Source organism: Streptomyces xanthii (genome assembly GCF_014621695.1).
GTDB classification, from domain to species: domain Bacteria; phylum Actinomycetota; class Actinomycetes; order Streptomycetales; family Streptomycetaceae; genus Streptomyces; species Streptomyces xanthii.
In genome coordinates this window covers 139,896-157,803 of sequence record NZ_CP061281.1, presented here as the reverse complement: position 1 = coordinate 157,803, position 17,908 = coordinate 139,896, and the positions used below count along the sequence as shown (strand labels likewise).

12 protein-coding genes are annotated in these 17,908 nt (G+C 71.3%); 7 read left to right on the top strand and 5 right to left on the bottom strand.

Annotation, left to right across the window (positions count from 1 at the left end):
- The first annotated feature begins 37 nt into the window (after positions 1-37).
- On the top strand, positions 38-3,055 hold the full coding sequence (locus IAG42_RS00710; RefSeq protein WP_223205791.1) for an aminotransferase: 3,018 nt from the start codon (positions 38-40) through the stop codon (positions 3,053-3,055).
- Between the two features lie 45 nt (positions 3,056-3,100).
- On the opposite strand, the gene IAG42_RS00705 is transcribed toward IAG42_RS00710, so the two are convergent.
- Entirely contained in the window at positions 3,101-4,591 is a 1,491-nt protein-coding gene (locus IAG42_RS00705) for an extracellular catalytic domain type 1 short-chain-length polyhydroxyalkanoate depolymerase (protein WP_188335026.1), read from the bottom strand.
- Positions 4,592-4,982: 391 nt separating this feature from the next.
- On the opposite strand from IAG42_RS00705, the gene IAG42_RS38295 reads away from it, so the two are divergent.
- Both IAG42_RS38295 and IAG42_RS00695 read left to right on the top strand, forming a co-directional pair.
- On the top strand, positions 4,983-9,176 hold the full coding sequence (locus IAG42_RS38295; RefSeq protein ID WP_188335025.1) for a S8 family serine peptidase: 4,194 nt from the start codon (positions 4,983-4,985) through the stop codon (positions 9,174-9,176).
- A 229-nt stretch (positions 9,177-9,405) separates the two neighbouring features.
- Positions 9,406-9,957 carry a 2'-5' RNA ligase family protein gene (locus IAG42_RS00695; protein WP_188335024.1) on the top strand — a complete coding sequence of 184 codons (552 nt, stop codon included), beginning with the start codon at positions 9,406-9,408 and terminating at the stop codon, positions 9,955-9,957.
- A 43-nt stretch (positions 9,958-10,000) separates the two neighbouring features.
- Here IAG42_RS00695 and IAG42_RS00690 read toward each other — a convergent pair whose 3' ends face one another.
- From IAG42_RS00690 to IAG42_RS00680, 3 genes are all read right to left on the bottom strand, one after another.
- Positions 10,001-10,657: a GNAT family N-acetyltransferase gene (locus tag IAG42_RS00690; RefSeq protein ID WP_188335023.1), complete on the bottom strand. Its 657-nt coding sequence runs from the start codon at positions 10,655-10,657 to the stop codon at positions 10,001-10,003.
- Positions 10,654-11,820 carry a ThiF family adenylyltransferase gene (locus IAG42_RS00685; protein WP_188335022.1) on the bottom strand — a complete coding sequence of 389 codons (1,167 nt, stop codon included), beginning with the start codon at positions 11,818-11,820 and terminating at the stop codon, positions 10,654-10,656. Before IAG42_RS00685 ends, IAG42_RS00690 begins: the two co-directional genes overlap by 4 nt.
- Positions 11,821-12,067: 247 nt before the next feature.
- Positions 12,068-14,077, bottom strand: coding sequence for an ATP-binding protein (locus IAG42_RS00680; RefSeq protein ID WP_188335021.1), 2,010 nt, complete (start codon positions 14,075-14,077; stop codon positions 12,068-12,070).
- Positions 14,078-14,412: 335 nt separating this feature from the next.
- On the opposite strand from IAG42_RS00680, the gene IAG42_RS00675 reads away from it, so the two are divergent.
- Both IAG42_RS00675 and IAG42_RS00670 read left to right on the top strand, forming a co-directional pair.
- On the top strand, positions 14,413-15,207 hold the full coding sequence (locus IAG42_RS00675) for a hypothetical protein (protein WP_188335020.1): 795 nt from the start codon (positions 14,413-14,415) through the stop codon (positions 15,205-15,207).
- Complete coding sequence (locus IAG42_RS00670; protein ID WP_188335019.1) at positions 15,200-15,571, top strand: GntR family transcriptional regulator; 372 nt, start codon at positions 15,200-15,202, stop codon at positions 15,569-15,571. The genes IAG42_RS00675 and IAG42_RS00670 overlap by 8 nt, the downstream gene beginning before the upstream one ends.
- 91 nt (positions 15,572-15,662) lie before the next feature.
- On the opposite strand, the gene IAG42_RS00665 is transcribed toward IAG42_RS00670, so the two are convergent.
- Entirely contained in the window at positions 15,663-16,073 is a 411-nt protein-coding gene (locus tag IAG42_RS00665; RefSeq protein WP_188335018.1) for a PPOX class F420-dependent oxidoreductase, read from the bottom strand.
- Positions 16,074-16,227: 154 nt separating this feature from the next.
- On the opposite strand from IAG42_RS00665, the gene IAG42_RS00660 reads away from it, so the two are divergent.
- Positions 16,228-16,920, top strand: coding sequence for a class I SAM-dependent methyltransferase (locus tag IAG42_RS00660; protein ID WP_188335017.1), 693 nt, complete (start codon positions 16,228-16,230; stop codon positions 16,918-16,920).
- A 171-nt stretch (positions 16,921-17,091) separates the two neighbouring features.
- Positions 17,092-17,625 (top strand): TerD family protein, encoded by a 534-nt coding sequence (locus IAG42_RS00655; protein WP_188335016.1) that lies wholly within the window; start codon positions 17,092-17,094, stop codon positions 17,623-17,625.
- The last annotated feature ends 283 nt before the right edge of the window (positions 17,626-17,908 follow it).

Genomic DNA, 17,908 nt, shown 5'->3' with positions numbered 1-17,908 from the left:
AGTCCGGGCCCGGCCGCACCCCGGCCGCGATCCGCACATGTCTCTCTCCCGCGCGCCGAAGGCGCACCCGTACCCCGAACCGCCGAGGAACTTCCGCATGCCGCCGCACGACGAGCACCGCACCATCGACTTCTTCGCCCAGGAGGCGCTCCCCGTACCGCAGTTGAGCGAGACGCAGGCCGAGCACGTCGCCGCCCGGATGGTGGGCGAAGGTGTGCGCGCCGAGGCGCTGGGGAGCCAGCAGGACGCCAACTTCCTGCTGAGCGGCGACGACGGGACCGCCATCGGGATCCTGAAGATCGCCAACCCCGCCTTCGGCAGGACGGAGATCGAGGCCCAGGACGCGGCCGCCGACCTCATAGCCGCGACCCACCCCGACCTGCGCGTCGCCACGGTCCTGCGCCGCGCGGACGGCACCCCGCTCCACGAGACCGTGGACACCGAGAGCGGGCCGGCCGTCGCACGGCTGCTGAGGTATCTGCCCGGAGGCTCGCTGTCGGGGCCGCGGCACCTGTCGCCGAGCACGGTGTCGGCCATGGGAACCGTCGCAGCACGGGTCAGCACCTCCTTGCGCGACTTCCGGCACCCGGGCATCGAGCGCGTGCTCCAGTGGGACCCGCGACACGGCGACCGCGTCGTCGACGCACTCGCCCGGTACATCGACGAACCCGAGCGGCGCGAGGGCGTCCTGGCCGCGACGGCTGAGGCCTGGGCGAGCGTCCGACGCGTCGCCGACCGGCTGCCCACGCAGGCCGTCCACCTCGACCTCACCGACGACAACCTCATTCGCACACCGGGCCATCGCCTGCCCCTGCCCGACGGAGTCATCGACTTCGGCGACCTGACCGAGACGTGGGCGGTCGGCGAACTCGCCGTGTGCCTCTCGTCGATGCTGCATCACGACGGATTCGAGCCGCACCGGGTGCTCCCCGCCGTGCGGGCCTTCCACGCCGTACGGCCGCTGTCCGCCGAGGAGGCGGAGGCGTTGTGGCCCCTCGTGGTGGTGCGGGCCGCCGTGCTGGTCGCGAGCGGGCGCCAGCAGGCCGCCGTGGACGAGGACAACCACTACGCCCGGTCCGCGCTGGAGCGCGAATGGGCCATGTTCGAGCAGGCGACCCGTCTGCCGCTGCCGGTGATGACCCACCTGGTCAAGGAGGCGATCGGCCTGGCCGACACTCCCGCCGCCACCGAGGCGCCCTCCTGCCCCCTGCTGCGCGACATCGCCGGCGCCGACATCGCCCTCCTCGACCTGTCCACCGATGCCGACAGCATGGACCGCGGAGCCTGGTGCGAACCGGGGATCGACGACCGGGTGGCCGCCTCCGCGCTCGCCGGGGGCGCCGCTGCCGCCGTGACCCGGTACGCCCGGCCGAGCCTCGCGCAGACACCACCCCTGTCGGCGGACTCGCCGGCCGCCGTGCCGACCGGGCTCGACCTGTGGCTCGCCGGCCCCGCGGTGATGCAGGTCCCGACGGAGGGACAGGTCCTGGCGGCGGCACCGGGACACGTCACCCTCACCTACGGCGCCCGCGAGCTGACCCTCTCCTTCCCCGACTCCGTGCAGCCGCTCGTCACCACCGGCTCGATCGTCCCGGCCGGCGTCGAACTCGCCCGCTTCACGACCGACACGAGGATCCACGTCGCACTCGCCCACGCCGGAGCCCCGGCCGTCCCGCCCCGGGTCCGCCCCGAGTACGCCGCGGGCTGGCTCCCTCTCACCGCGGACCCCGCTCCGATCCTGGGTCTCGCGGCCACAGACCGCGGCGAGAACGCCGACCTGCTGGAGCGGCGGGACGCAGTCTTCGCGACCGTGCAGGGGCACTACTACGCCGATCCGCCGCGCATCGAGCGAGGCTGGCGCCACCACCTGCTCTCCACCGAAGGCCGTTCCTACCTGGACATCGTCAACAACGTGACCCCGCTCGGCCACGCGCACCCCCGCGTCGAGCAGGCCGTCGCCCGGCAACTGCGGCGGCTCAACACCAACTCACGCTTCCACTACGCGTCCGTCGTGGAGTTCACCGAGCGCCTCGCCGAGCTGCTGCCCCAGCCGCTGGACACCGTCTTCCTGGTCAACTCCGGGTCGGAGGCGGTCGACCTGGGGATCCGACTCGCGATCGGAGCGACCGGCCGGCCGGACGTCCTCGCGCTGCGCGAGGCGTACCACGGCTGGACCTACGCCTCCGACGCGGTCTCCACCTCGCTCCAGGACAATCCCAACGCCCTCTCCACCCGGCCGGAGTGGGTGCACACGGCGGACGCACCCAACTCCTACCGCGGCCGGCACCGCGGGGCGGACGCGGTGCGTTACGCCCCCGAGGCCGTCGCGGAGATCGACCGGCTGGCCGCCTCCGGTCGCGCCCCGGGCGCCTTCCTCAGCGAGACGTACTACGGCAACGCGGGAGGCGTGGCCCTGCCCGACGGCTACCTCGCGCAGGTCTACGCCGCCGTCCGCCGCCATGGCGGTCTCGCGGTCGCCGACGAGGTGCAGGTGGGCTACGGGCGCCTCGGTCACTGGTTCTGGGGCTTCGAGCAGCAGGGGGTCGTCCCGGACATCGTCTGCGTGGCCAAGGCCATGGGCAACGGCCACCCGCTCGGCGCCGTGATCACCTCGAAGGAAGTGGCCGAACGCTACCGTGACCAGGGCTACTTCTTCTCCTCAACGGGAGGCAGCCCGGTCTCCAGCATCGTCGGCCGCACTGTCCTGGACACCCTGCGCGACGAGGACCTCCAGGGCAACGCGGTCCGCGTCGGCGGCCACCTGAAGGAGCGCCTGGAGGCGCTGGCCGCCCGCCACGACCTCATCGGCGTCGTCCACGGATCCGGCCTCTACCTCGGCCTCGAACTGGTCCGCGACCGCGTCACGTTGGAACCCGCCACCGAGGAGACCGCCGAGCTGTGCGAGCGCATGCTCGACCTCGGCGTCATCGTCCAGCCGACCGGCGACCACCTGAACATCCTGAAGATCAAACCGCCCCTGTGCATCGACACCGCCGCGGCCGACTTCTTCGCCGACATGCTCGACCGCGCCCTCGCCGGGCTCACCCGGGCCTGACCGTCATGCCGTGCTGGAACAGGTGCGCGGTGGCAGGGGTTGGGACTAGCAGCCGGCGTCCGCGACGACGTAGTAGCCGGGTGACGTCTGTTTGAGGGTGTGCGTGATGAAGGTGTTGTACAGGCCCATGGCCTGGCCGGAGCCCGTGGCGTATGTCTGGCCTCCGCTCTGGTAGGCGCGGCCGGCGGCGGTGTGCTGGTAGTTGTTCGCCGTGAAGCAGGTTTGTGTGGAGCCGGTGGTGGTCGCCGTCACCGAGGAGGAGACGGCCCCCGCCGCTCCGGCCGAGTCCAGGGCCGCCACCGTGTAGGTGTGCGTGGAGCCGGTGGCCAGGCCCGTGTCGGTGTAGGACGTCGACTCCGTGGTGCCCACCTTCGTACCGTCGCGGTAGATGGTGTAGGAGGCCGCGTCGGCCACCGCGTTCCAGCTCAGGCTCACGGTCGTGTCGGTGGTTCCGCCCACGGTCAGGCCGGTGGGCGCGGGCAGGGCGCCCGGGGGCTGGCCGCTGCCTCCGCCGTCCAGTCCCCAGAAGCGGGCGGTGTGGTAGCTGGAGCAGATGGTGTCGAGGTAGTAGGTGCCGGTGGTGCCGCACTGTTCGGCGCCGCTGCCGGGGTCGACCGCGAGGCCGTGGGCCATGCCGGAGATCGAGTAGACCGATACGGCGGGGTGGCCGGAGGCGTCGTCGTACTGGGTCAGCGTGGTGTTGCCGGGGAGGTTCTCCGTGCGGGACGGGGTCTGGCCGACGCCCCACACGTTCGTCCACTGGTCGCGGAGCTCGGTCGCGTTGGCCGGTGCGACCGTGGTGTCCGAGGTGCCCTGCCAGATCGCCACCCGTGGCCAGCGGGTGGTGCCGGAGGGTGCGGCGGCGCGTACGAGCTCGCCCCACTGGGCGGGCGTCTTGTCCGGCGGGCTGTACATACAGGTGTAGGCGGCGGTCACGCTGGTCGCGCAGGAGGCGGGGAGCCCGGAGTCGATGGAGCCGCCCGCGAAGACGTCGGGATAGGCGGCGAGCATGTTCGCGGTCATTCCGGCGCCGGCAGACAGACCGGTGATGTAGACGCGCCCGGTGTCGCTCCCGTAGCGCGCGACGGCGGTGTCGACCATCTGCTTGATGGACAGGGCCTCGCCCTTGCCGCGCGTGCTGTCGGCCGAATCGAACCAGTTGAAGCAGGAGTTCGCGTTGTTCGCGCTCGTCGTCTGCGGGAGGACCAGGGCGAACTTGTACTGGTCGGCGAACTTCGGCCAGCCGGAATGGGCGTAGTAGTCGCTCGCGCTCTGCGTACAGCCGTGCAGGGCGACGACGATCGGAGCGTCCTCTGGCAGCCCGTCGGGTGCGTACGCGTACATGGAAAGGTTTCCGGGGTTGGAGCCGAAGCCGGTGACCTGGGTCAGGCCCGCGGCCGAGGCCTGGGGGCCGACGGCCACCAGACTGCCCGTCAGGGCGAGCGCGCCCGCGGCCGCGGTGAGCCAACGCCGGATGCCGCCGAGGGTGCGACGGTCCCTCGGGGTGCGGCGGAACGGGGAGTACAGCTGTCCCATGGCTGAAGCCTTCCGTGGGGGAGGGAAGCAGATGACACCGTGGCGGCTGCGGTTCGTACCGCCCGTGTGGCGTTGCATCATGTGGCCCGGCCCGCTCACGCCGACATGGGTCGGACAGCCAGGATTGACGGAGGATGCATGTGCCGGGCGTCCATGGCCCGGCCGGTGAACAGCCCCATGTCGTTCAGGGAGTTCACCATCATGGCTCCCAACTGGAACACGGAATCGGGCTGAGTCGAGGCGTGCTGGGGCGAACTGGCCGAGGATGTATCGGACTTGGCCCACATGTGCCAGCGACAGCAATAGGCCGCGAGGATCGGTTGTCCGGTGAGTGAGTTCAGAGCTATGAATCCTGTTCATGGTCAAAAAACCACGAAGAACCCGGCGCCTGGTGGCTGTCACGGTGACCGCCGTGGCGCTCACCGGGACGCTCACCGCCCTGCCCGGCACCACGACCGCGACCGCGAAGACCCCCGACGCGAAGCAGCGGGTCATCGTCGAACTGACCGGCGACGCCGCGGTGTCCGCCGCCCCCGACGGCTCGCTCACCTCGCAGGCCGACGGCACCGCCGCTGCCGTCGGCGAGGCCCGGAATTCCTTGACCTCGCGGCAGAACGCCTTCGTCGACAAGGCGCGGGAGGCAGGCCTGCACCCCGCCTCGCCCCGCAGACTCGGCCTGCTCGTCAACGCCGTGGCGATCACGGTCCCTGCCTCCGAGACGGCGCGGCTGGCCTCGATGCCGGGAGTCGCCGCAGTCCGTCCCGACACACGGATGCAGGTGCTCACGGACTCGAGCGTTCCGCTGACCGGCGCCCCCGAGGTGTGGAAGCGCGAGGACCCGTCCGGGACGAAGACCACGGGCAAGGGCACGATCGTGGCGGTCCTCGACAGCGGCGTGGACTACGGTCACCCCGATCTGGGCGGGGGCTTCGGCAAGGACCACAAGGTGGTCGCCGGCTACGACTTCGCCAACTGCGACGACGACCCGATGGACGACAACGGTCACGGCACCCACGTCGCGGGCATCATCGCGGGCAAGGCCGCCGGGAAAGGGGGCGTCACCGGCATGGCGCCCGACGCGCGTCTGCTGGCCTACAAGGTCACTGATGACAGCGGCAGCGCCTACACCTCCGACATCATCGCCGGCATCGAGGCGGCCGCCGATCCGGCCAACCCCTACCGGGCCGACGTCATCAACATGAGCCTCGGCGGCCCCGGCGACGGCACCGACCCGCTGGGCCGGGCGGCGACCGCCGCCGTGCGGGCAGGGCTGGTCGTCGTCGCGGCGGCGGGCAATGACGGGCGCGCCGGCACCGTCAGCACGCCGGCGTCGGCCGACGGAGTCATCGCGGTCGGTGCGTCCACCAGCGGGCTGCGGATCCCCAGCGCGTATCTGGCGGGCAAGGATCCAGAGTTGATCCAGACGTATCGCGGGATCATCTCCGCGAACCCACCCGAGGAACCGGTCACCGCCCCGCTCGTGGACATCGGGGCCGGCACCGACGCGGACTGGGAACGGGCCGGAGACGTGCGGGGCAAGATTCTCCTGGCCGACACACCTGTCGTACCCAGCGTGGAGATGCTGCGCCAGGAAGACCTCGACTGGGCACGCGAGGCCGAGAAGCGCGGCGCGCTGGCCGTCCTCGGCGGCGGCCGGGCCGACAGCGGACCCGTGTTCCTCGCCGGACCGGGGACGGCCGAGGCACAGGCGACCCCCGCGCGGCCCGACCTGTCCGGGACCGCCGCCTCCGGTGACTCGCTGCGCATGGACCGACTGGTCGTGATGGGCATCGACGCGACCCAGTACGAGCCGCTGAGCCGCGCCCTGGCCGAAGGCAAGGTGTCGGTCACGCTGCGCGAAACCGACTCCACCGACGAGATCGCCTCGTTCTCCTCCCGCGGGCCCGGCACCGGATTCGGCCTCAAGCCCGACCTGGTCGCCCCCGGCGTGGAGATCCGCTCCACGATCCCCTCGACACTGTACGAGCCCGGTGTCTACCGCATGTCGGGCACGTCGATGGCGAGCCCGCACGTCGCCGGGGCCGCAGCCCTCCTGCGTCAACTGCGCCCGGACCAGGACCCCGACGGGATCCGGTCCGCGCTGGTCGGGTCAGCGAAGCCGCTCGCCGGCACCGGACCCAGCGTCCAGGGCAACGGGCGGCTCGACGTGGCCGCCGCCGCGTCGGCCACACTCGGCTCATCCCCGTCCTCGGTGTCGTTCGGACTCGCCGACCTCGCGGGCAGGACCGTCGGCGACACCGCGAAAGTCCGCCTGACCAACCCGGGCAAGGAGTCGCTGACCACCAAGCTCAGCAGCTCCGGACCCACCACCCTCTCACCGGCAGAGGTCACCGTCCCCGCCGGGGGATCCGCGACCGTCACCGTCACCCTGCGCGCGGACCGCCCGGCCGACGACACCGAGATCAGCGGCCGGATCACGGCCACTCCCTCGCGCGGCCCGGTCCTGCGGATCCCGTACCTGCTCGTGGTCCGGCACCTGGTCGTCCAGGCGTCCCCGGATCCGAGCGACGGCCGCTCCACCGTGCACATCGCCGCCCCGACCGCGCTCGACGCGCCGCCGCGGCTCACCGTCACCCCGCCCCACGGCAAGGCCTTCACCCTGCCCACCACCAAGAACGGGGCCGGCTACTACCAGGCCGACGTGACGGGGAAGAAGGCCGGCGCCTACCGGCTGGCCGTACGAGCCAGGACCGCCGACGGCCGGCGGATCACCGGAACCAGTGCCTTCGAGGTCACCCCCGTCAGCAGCCGCGGCGACCGCTGGGAGCCCGTCGGACCCAACAGCGAGGCCGGGGACTTGGCGTTGACGCCCGCCCGGCCGAAGCAGGCCGTCATGACGCAGTACCGCAAGGCCGCCCCCTGGCTGACCACCGACGGCGGCGCCACCTGGCGCCAGGCGGGCCGTCTTCCCGTCGCCGACGGCAACGGCACCGGACCGGTCGTCATCGACGCACGCCGTCCCGAACGCTGGTGGTACGCCGTGAACTCGAACGGCGACCCGACCCGCCGGGGCACGATCCTGCGCACCGACGACAACGGCCGCACCTGGCGCAAGCTCGGCGTGCCCGACGCGTACATCGACGTGTTCGTCGCGGACGAGAAGACCCGTACCCTCGTCGCGGTGGCCGGCGACATGCTGATGGTCAGCACGGACGCGGGCGACACCTGGGCCCCGCAGCCCACGGGCGTGACCGGATCCGTCCGCGAAGCGACCCTCGTCGGCGACACCCTGTACCTGGCGACCTTCACGGACGTCTGGCGGATCGACGGTGTCGGCAAGGGCGAGCCGGGTGAGGCCCGGCGCATCCTCGACGCGTCGGACGAGGGCGTCCACGGTCTGGCGGCCGACTCCACCGTCGTGGCGACGTACGTGCCTGGCGAGGGTGTGCGCGGCTCGTACGACCAGGGCCGTACCTGGTCCACTCTCCTGCCCCTGGAGGAGGGCGGCCACGGACTGTCCGCGTCCGGCGGTGACCTGTACCTGCGTGCGCTGTACGGCGCCGGACAGGTGAGCCGCGACCACGGCAGGACCTGGCAGCCGGCACCCGGTCCCTCCAAGGCCGCGATCCCGCTGGACTTCGACCGCTGGGCCGACGGATCGGTGACCGTCTCCAGCGAACAGGACGGTCTCTACCGGGGCACGGACATCGGGAGGGGCTACAAGCGGATCGGTGTGCAGGGCCTGACCACCCTCGCGCTCGCGACCAGCGGCGATCACCTGCTGGCCGGAACGGTGAGCGGCACCTACCGCACCGCGCTGCCCGTGGCGGGTCCCGAGTGGGGCCAGTCCGGCGGCGAGGGCTGGACCGGCCGGATGACCTCGCACCTGGCGGTGTCGCCGAAGGACACCAGGGTGGTGTGGAAGGTCCGGCGCACCGCGACCGGCATCTTCGAGGTCTCGCGCAGCGCTGACGCGGGCCGGACCTGGGAGGTGAGGGGAACGTCGTCGGAGATCCCGAAGGCGATCCTCGTCCACCCGGCCGACCCGGACTGGGTGGCGATCAGCTACGAGAGCCTCATGAGCGAGGGCCTGTTCACGACGCGCGACGGCGGCAGGACCTGGAAGAACCTGCGCCACGCGAGGGCCTTCGACGCCATGGCCGGTGACCCGGGCGATCCTCGGCGCGTCTGGCTCGGCAACGCGTCGGGCCTGTACCGCTCGGACGACGGCGGCGTCACCACGACCAAGGTCGCCGACGGCCCCGTCTCCGCGATCGTGAACGACGGCCGGCGCCTGGTCGTGGGCGGCACGTCGATCCGGGTCAGCACGGACGACGGCAGGACGTTCCGCACGGCCGACACGGGCCCGCTCGCGATCCACGTCTCGGACCTGCTGCAGGTACGCGGAACGCTCTACGCCGCCACCAAGGGCTCCAAGGACTCGGGGCTCGTCCAGGGCGGCCGGGGCGTACTGCGCAGTACCGACAACGGCCTGACGTGGGAGAACATTTCGAGCGGACTGCAGAACACCGACACCACCAAGCTGGCCGCGACGGCCGACGGCCGCACGCTCTTCGTCGGAACGGTCGACGGCGGCGTGCATCGCTTGAAGCTGCACCGCTGACGGCCCGGCGCGACATGCACCCGGCATGTCCGCCCCGACGCAGTGAGCACCTGCGTGAAACAGCGCCGGCCGTACCTGGGACAACCCGGGTACGGCCGGCGTACGGCTGACCGTCGGGCGCAGGGGCGCCTCGGACCCCTGCGAGTGCGCCTGACCTGCGATCGGTCTTGATCGTTCAGCCGGAAAAGCAGGCGTGCAGAGTGCGGGAGAGGTGACACCATGCGGTGTTATGGCAGACGACAGCGGTAATGCGTTTCAGGCGGGCCAGACGGCTCTCATCGTCCGGATCCCGGAGGCGGAACCAGCCGTCCACGCATGGCGTGAACGGCTGGACCCCTCGGCCCAGGCCGGGGTTCCCGCCCACATCACCGTGCTCTTCCCGTTCCTCGACGAGAGCCGAATCGACGCGTCGGTCCACTCCGCGCTCGCGGACCTGCTGGGCAGCCACCCGGCCTTCGACCTGCGCTTCGAGAGGTGTGGACGGCTGCCGGGAGTGTCGTATCTCGTGCCGGAGCCCGACATGCAGCTGCGGCAGCTCACAGAGGCGGTCGCGGAGCGCTGGCCGGAGGCCCCGCCGTACGGTGGCCGGTTCACCGAGATCGTGCCGCACCTGACCATCGCCCAAGGGCAGGAAGAGGCGGTCCTGGAGGACGTGGAGGCCGACCTGACAGCCGGCCTCCCCGTCACCTCGCGCGTCTCCTCGGTCGAGCTCATCGTGCACGACGGCACGAAGTGGCAGGAACGGGCTTCGTTCCCACTCGGGGAACGAAGCACCTCTTGAGGCCGCGGCCCACACCCGCCTGTGTCGGCGCCGGCCGAATGGATCACCGGCCGGTCGCCGCGAACGCGGAGTGCGCCGGTGCGACGCCGGAGCCGGCGGCAGGGGAGGGGATGGCGGCTCCGCGGAGGATGGCCTGCTCGCAGGGGGTGGCCTGGCGGGTCCATGCGGGCGCCAGTGCCGCGTAGGTGGTGACGTCGTGCCACCGGCCCTGGGTGTGGAACAGCTCCCGCAGCGTGGCCTCGGGATGCAGCCCCGCCGCGAGCATCACCTCGCGCATGCGGGTGTGATCCGCGCGGTGCCCGGCCCAGATGCGATGCAGCCCCAAGTGCCCGAATCCGTACGCCATCAGGAGGCGCCCCGCCTCGTGACCGTGACCCCGCACGGGCGCGTCGGGGAGCAGGACCAGGCTGGTGAGCATGGCGTTGCGGCCGTACTCCTCGACGAGCAGGCCCATGGTGCCGACCATGACGTCCTGGCCGGGTGGGCAGATGGCCAGGGTGTGCTTGCGCCGCGGGTGGGTGTAGGGCTGGGCGAGATGCTGCGCGAACGCGTCCTGGGCCTGACGGGCGTCCATCCGGTCGACACCGAGGTAGCGGGTGAGGACACGGTGGGTGTGGATGCGTTCGAACGCGGCCAGGTCGGTGGCGCGCAGTTCGCGCAACCACAGGTGCTCGCCGTGGAGTTCGGGCAGGTGGTTCACCGGGCTGCTCCTGCGGGTACGAGTTCGGGGACGATGGCGCCGACGAGCTGTTCGAGGTCCGCGTAGTAGCGGCCCGAGGGCACGGGGGAGCCGAGGAGAATGCGGCGCGCGGTGTCGGTGACCAGGGCGCCGCCCAGCGTCACCCCGCTGGCCAGCTGCGGCCAGCTGGACAGGGTGTGCCCGATCTGGCCGATGGCGTCCTTCATGGCGGGACTGAGCCGGCTCTCGTCGCAGACGCGCAGCAGGTAGGCCAGGGCGTCGGCAGGTGCGAGCCGGCGTACATCCTCGGAGCTCAAGTCGCCGCCGCGGCCGTGGAACAGAGGCCGGTCCGGCTCGAGGTCGAAGCGCTCGACGTCCAGCAGCCCCCGGTCATTGGTGTCCATCAGGACCGGGACACCGCGCCGTCGGGCGTGCTCACGCGTGGCGGTCTTGACCCAGGGGGTGTCGCACTCCTCGATCACCAGGTCGAGCGGGCGGTCCGGGGCTCCGAAGAAGGCGTCGATGGTGTCCTCGGTGAGTCCCTCGTGCCAGAGCTCGATGTCGAGGTAGGGGTCGATCTCGTACATCTGTCGTGCGCACAGCACCGTCTTGGGCAGGCCCAAGTGGTGTACACCGGCCCGCAGCCGGTTGAGGTTGCTGAGGCCGAGTGTGTCGAAGTCGGCCAGGCGGAACGATCCTGCGACGCCCTCCATGGCACAGGTGAGGGCGGCGCTGTTGCCCACGGACAGGCCGACGACCCCGATCCGCCGGGCGAGCAGGCTCTGCTGCTCGGCGATGGCGATCTTGCCGCGGTTGCGGTCGGTGCGTACGCGCCGGAACTCCTCGCGGGGCAGAACGTGCACGAGGCGTCCGGACCACGGGTACCACGCCCAGGTTCCGTAGCGGCTCGGCTCGGCTCCACCGGTGAACTCCGCCACAGCGCGCTCCAGTCGGCTCCCCGCGAGTGCGTCGTGCGGGCGCAGGCAGCGCACCAGCTCGGCGAGCTGCTCGTCGATCCGGTCATGTCGCTCGCGTACGGACCCGGAGGCGAGCAGGGCGTCGACGGCGGCGCGGTCGTCTTCCTCGGAGGCTCGGAGCAGCGTGGGGCGGACGACCTCCGGCCCCCGCGGCATCGGCATGAGGTGCCGCAGGGCACCCGGACCCTCGGGAATCGAATTGATCATGAGGCCGGAAGCTACCAGCGTCCGATCGTTGAATCCCGTTGCGTCAGGGGGTGCGCGCTGTCGAATTCGTGCGCGGGCTTTCACTACCGCGCGCCCCCATGCGGCGAGGTGCGGTCGAAACGGACTTTGGCCAGGCGGCACAAGGCTTCTGGCCACTTTGCAGCGACGGCGCGAAAGTCACACCGAACGCGGCAAACGGGTGATCACCCAGGAAAGTCGTCTCGTACGATCGCGTCGCGCCCGCGCCCTACAGCGGTGATTCACCACCGGCCGCCCAGGCGAGCATCTCGCCGGGGTCCGCGTGGGCGGCCTCGCTGCGGTACGACTCGTAGGTCCCGGTACCCACGAGCCTGCGCGCCACGTCCTCGCCCGCCTCGCGCAGCGGCGCCACGTCCGGGGCGCCGCGCTGCGGGTGACCCACCGCGTCCCACAGCCGCTGGCCGGCGCCGGACGCGAGTGCCGCGGAATGACCGTCACCGTTGGCGGAGAAGGCCGCGGCCAGCATGTCGAGCCCCAGCGCGATGCCGAAGGTGTCGCCGATCCGCTGCTTCGCGTGCAGCATCGAACGGGCGTACTCCAGGGACCCTTCGTTGTCATGCTCGCGCAGTGCGATCACGCACATCTGGTAGTCGGCGTACGAGCGGATCCAGTGCTCGCCCATGGCGACGCACTCCGAACGCAGGGCCTGGGCCGATTCCAGGCTCTCCTTCAACTCCCCGAGCCCGGTGAGGGCGAACAGGCGCAGCATCCGGCACATCATCACGGCCTGGGGCTCGGGTTCTTCCGTGTCCGTGCTGTGTGCGCTCGCGTTCTCCAGGGCGTGCTCGAGGAGGTCCAGGCTCTCCTGGGCATGGCCCTGCAACAGGTCGCTCATGGCCTGCAGATAGGCGGCCCGCAGCAGCGCGGTCGCGTCCGCGGTCTCACGGGCGTTCTCCAGGCACTGGCGCGCCAGGTGCGTGCCCGTGGCGTGATTTCCCTGGAGGAGATGGGTCAACCCGAGGGCCCACACGGCCCGTTGCCGAACCGGCCCCGGACTGTCGCAGGCTTTCAGCGTGCGGGAGAGATAGAGCTGCGCGGTGTGCGCGTGTCCGCAGCAGGTCCAGTAGAAGCCGGTCAAGGTGGCCAGTTCGAGCGCCGCATCGACGTCGTGGCCGATCAGGTGGTCCAGGGCCGCGCACAGGTCGGGGTGCGCCTCCTTGATGGTGCGATACCAGCCGGTCTGCTCGGCGCTCGTCCACGTGGCGTCCGCCTGCTGCGCCTGAGTCAGGTAGTACTCGGCGTGCCGGTTCGCCATCGCCTCCAGCTCGCCGAGCTCGCCGAGCCACAGGTACCCGTACTCGCGCACCGTGTCGAGCAGCAGGAGCCGCCCGCGGCGGATGCTCACGACGGACTTGTCCAGCAGACCGGCCAGGGCATGGCTCACGTCGAAGGCGGAGAGAGGACCGCCGGAACACAGGGCCACGGCCGAGGTCTCGTCGAAGTGCCCGTGGAAGATGGACAGCCGGGCCCACAGCAGGCGCTCCGCGGGCGTGCACAGTTCATGACTCCAGCCGAGCGCGGTCCGCAGCACGTCGTGCCGGCGGGGCCCCATGGGGCGTATCTCGTCCTCGTCCCGGCTCAGCTCGTGCCGGGGGCGCTGCAGAAGGTCCTCGATGCTGCACTGCCGCAGTGCTCCCGCGGCCAGTTCCAGTGCCAGCGGAAGCCCGTCGAGGTACGTGCACAGTTCGGTGACCTGGTTCAGATCGCCGGGCTCCGGCACGTGGCCCGATTCCGTGGCGCGCCGCAGGAACAGCTCGGCGGCATCGGTGGCGCTCGGCAGCGGCTGTACCACCGCGACGAACTCCTCTTCCAGGTGGAACAGTTCGCGGCTGGTGGCCACGATCCTCAGCCGCGGACACTTCTCGAGCAGCACCCGTACCAGGTTCCGGCACGCGCTCAGCAGATGCTCGCAGGAATCGAGCACCAGCAGCAGTTCGCGGTCACCGATCCAGTTGCAGATCACGTCCACCGGCATTCTCGGCGTGTGATCGGACAGATCGCACGCATCAGCCACGAGCGCCGCGAGCAGCTCGTCATCGCGCAGCTGCCACAGATCCGCCCAGCACGCTTCCGCCGGTTCACCCAGCAGGCCGAGATCCACCGCCTGCCGCACCAGCCGCGACTTTCCCACGCCTCCGACACCGGTCACAGTCACCAGCCGGTGGACCTGCAACGCGCTCTGCAGCCCGGCCAGTTCCCGCTCGCGCCCTACGAACACGGACCCATCCTCCCTACACCTACGAACAGGCTTCCGACCCGGCGACCGAGGCCCCCCGCACGCCGACGGGGTCACACGGACACGCGGACCATGTGCTGTGCGGCAGAGCCCGGGAGCCCAGACCGCGCCAGGAACGAAAGCGTGCAGGCATCCTGGCAGCCTCGGCCTGATCGCGGAACAGGAATGGCGAAGCGCGCACCGGTGCGGGTCAACTCCCGTGCTTCAGGGGCTGTGTCGGCATGCTTCACCTTGTAGCGAGTGTTTGACACAAGATCCCGAGCCGGGGCATCTTGTACTCCCTACTTGATACAAGATGATCTGGAGGGGATCTCCGCATGCTCGACACCGCCCCGCTCCAGTCCCGGCTCCTCGACCACGCCGACTACTACGCCCGCTGGTCCGGCCTGGCCATCGGCATCGTGGCCGCGCAGCAGTTGGTGACTGTGGAGAGCGGCGACATCACGATGCCCCTGGTGGTGGCCATCACCGCGTTCGGCCTGTGCGCCGTGGGCGGTGTGCTGCTCGGCGACGCGCTGACCCTGCGCCCCCAGGAAGCGGTTCGCACCGCGAGCGTCGCCCCGCGCCTGGTCAGAGACCAAGTGCCGCCTCGCATGGCGCCCTTGCTCCTTCTGCAGGCGGCGTCTCTCGTCACCCTGCTGGTGATCGGCGCGGTCACCGCCTCCTCCGACCCCGCCCGGACGGTCGGAGCGGGGCATGTCCTCACCGTCACCTGCGAAGGGATCCCGACCTCCCTCGGCCCCTGGCCCGGCCTGTACTACAGCGGCCCGATGTTCGCCGCCCTCGCGATCGGAACCCCCGTCTGCCTCTGGGCACTGCGCCGCATCGCACACGGCCCGGGCAGCGATCAGCAGCGCCGCGACCGGGCGTGGGCGATCACCGGAGCCTGGGGGCTGCTGGTGTCGAGTCAGCTGCTGCTCGTCGTGCTGATGATCGTCATCGCGCTGACGGAGCAAGGCTGTGCCGGCCGGCTGGGAGCCGCCACCATCGTGGTGGTCTGCCCCCTCGGCCTGCTGAGCCTGTTCACCTTCGGATGGTCCCTGGTCACCGTGATGGCACCCCGGGCGGTCGAGGACCAGGCAGCCGACGACACCCCCTTCGACGATGAGTGACCCCGCCGTCCGCGTCGACACCACCAGCCAGGTGCCGCCGTACGAGCAGATCCGCGCCCAGCTGGCCGCGCTGATCCGCACCGGGCGGCTGGGCGAGGGCGAGCGCCTGCCGACCGTGCGCCAGCTCGCCGTCGACCTCGGCCTGGCACCGGGCACCGTGGCCCGCGCCTATCGCGAACTGGAGGCCGCAGAACTGATCCGCACCCGCCGCGGCGCGGGCACCCGGGTCGCGGCGCTCCCGCCCGAACCGCACACGCACGATGCCGACCGACTCACCACGCTGGCCCGGGACTTCACCTCCGCCGCCCGCGCACTCGGCGCCGACACCGAGGACATCCTGACCGCGGTCCGCGACGCCCTGTGACCAGGGCCCTGCACGTGAGGAGCAGGCGTACGGTACGGCGGCACCGCAGGACCGGCTGAGGCGCGGGCCTGCGGTCCGGTGACGGCACCGGTCAGGCCGCGGCGGTGCCGACCACCTTGGTGGGGCTGATACGGATGACGACACGGACAACCTCGGCCGGGAGATCGAGGTACTCCTGGCCGGCGCCGGCCCCTTCGTACTGTTCGGCGAGGCCGACCGCCAGAGACCGGCCGATGTCCTCGGTGATCGTCGCGAGGCCGCGTATCTCGACGTAGCGCAACGGGTCGGCCGGATCGTAGACGGTCACGCTGGCACGGGGCTCGTGGCGCAGATTGCGCTCCTTGCGGCGCCCGGCGGCGGTGGAGACGAGCAGGTCGTCCCCGTCGCGGCCGACCCAGACCACCGAGGTCTGCGGGCTGCCGTCAGGATTGACCGTGGCCAGGACGGCGGGGAGCGGCGCATCCAGCAGCGCCCGGGCGGAGTCGTTCAGCAGGAGAGTCATCAGGGCGAAGCTATCTGCGGCCCGGGCCGTTTCGCATCTGGATTTTGATCGCCGGAGAGGTGCTGCCCCGGCGGGACGAGGGCGGGCCCCGTCTGTTTTGCCGGAGTGGCAACAGGAGTGGCGCGATCGGGCCGCGATGCGTGACCTTGGGCCTATGACCGACGACATCACAACGGGAACGCCCGCGTCCGACCCTTCCCTGCCCGGCGACGGATACGTCGGGGACCCCGCGGTGCGGGAGGAGTGGGACAACCGATACGCCGACCGGCAGCAGCTGTGGAGCGGTCAGCCCAACGGCGCGCTCGTGGCCGAGGTCGCCGGACTCACGCCCGGGCGGGTGCTCGACGTCGGCTGCGGCGAGGGCGCGGACGCCGTCTGGCTCGCGCGCGGCGGCTGGGACGTGACCGCGCTCGAGGTCTCGGGCGTGGCGCTGGAGCGCGCGGCCGGCCACGCGCGCGACGCGGGCGTCACCGTGCGCTGGGTACACGCCGCGCTGACGGAAGCAGCGCTCCCGCCCGCCTCCTTCGACCTCGTCTCCGCGCAGTACCCGGCCTTGCTTCGCACCCCCGACGCCGCAGCCGAGCGAGCGCTGCTGGCGGCCGTCGCCCCCGGCGGCGTACTGCTGCTCGTGCACCACGCGGGGATGGAGAACCAGCACGAGCACGAGCACGAGCACGACAGCGGTTTCGACCCGGCCGACTACGTCTGGCCCTCGATGGTCGCCGACCTGTTCACCGACGACTGGAAGGTGGAGGTGAACGAGCAGCGGCCACGCGTGGCCCCCGACGGCGGCGCCGGCGCGCACCACACCGACGACGTGGTGCTGCGCGCGCGACGGCTGCGCTGAGCCCCTCTCCCGCATCTGCGGCCGCCGCGCTCGGGCATCAGGAAGCCGCGGCGTCCCGGCTTAGCTGTGGGCAAGAGCTGGGAAAAGGCTGTGAAGAGAGCGTCAAGTCGCAGGTCACGGGCCATACTTGAGCGAGGTGGAGAGGTATCGGCGTGGGGGAGGTGCCAGTTCGTGACAGTGATCAGGACCGGAGTGCACAAGCCGGAGGTCCGTCTGCGCTGGGACCCCAGCCCGTTGGGTGAACCGCCACGCCACCTCGACATCGTCGCTGCCACCTATTCGGTGGAGGACCCGCACGGGGAGCCCGTGTACGTGGTGCATACGGAGAGCAGGTCGCCGGACGGCACCATCAACATGACCCGGCACAGCGAGACCGGGCAGGGCTTCGGCTTCGTCGAGGTGATGGTCCTGGAACTGGACCGGCTGGCACCCTCGTTCGGACGGGTTGTGGTCGGTGTGGTGATCCACCAGGACGGCGGTCGTCGCACCTTCGGGGACATCTCACACGCCGGAACGTCGATCGTGGAGAAGTACTCCGAGCTCCTGGCCGACGACTTCTCCACGGTGTCCACCGCTACCGCCATGACCTTGTGCGAGTTCACGCGTGACGGTGCGGGTCAATGGGAACTGCACGGACGCATCCAGGGATTCGACAGCGGTCCCGTCGAGTTTCCGCGTCAGATGGGTGCATCGGGGCAGGCATGAGGCCCCGGAGCGTTCCGGTGCCGGTCCACCACCTTGTGGGGCGCGCGGCGCGGACGCGGTCAGTCACCGGAGGACGCCGCCAGGGGCTCGTGCAGTAGATGGCTCGCCGCGATCACGCCCAGCAGACGCGGGCAGTCCACAGTGGCCTGGCGCTCGGCGGGAATGCGCTGACACACGCCGCGCGAGGCGTGCCGCACTGGAGCAGCGTGCCCGCAGCTACACCCCTGAGCACCCACGCAGCCCGAAGCGACGATGTCTGTACCGGCAGAGCGACGGGTTCCTG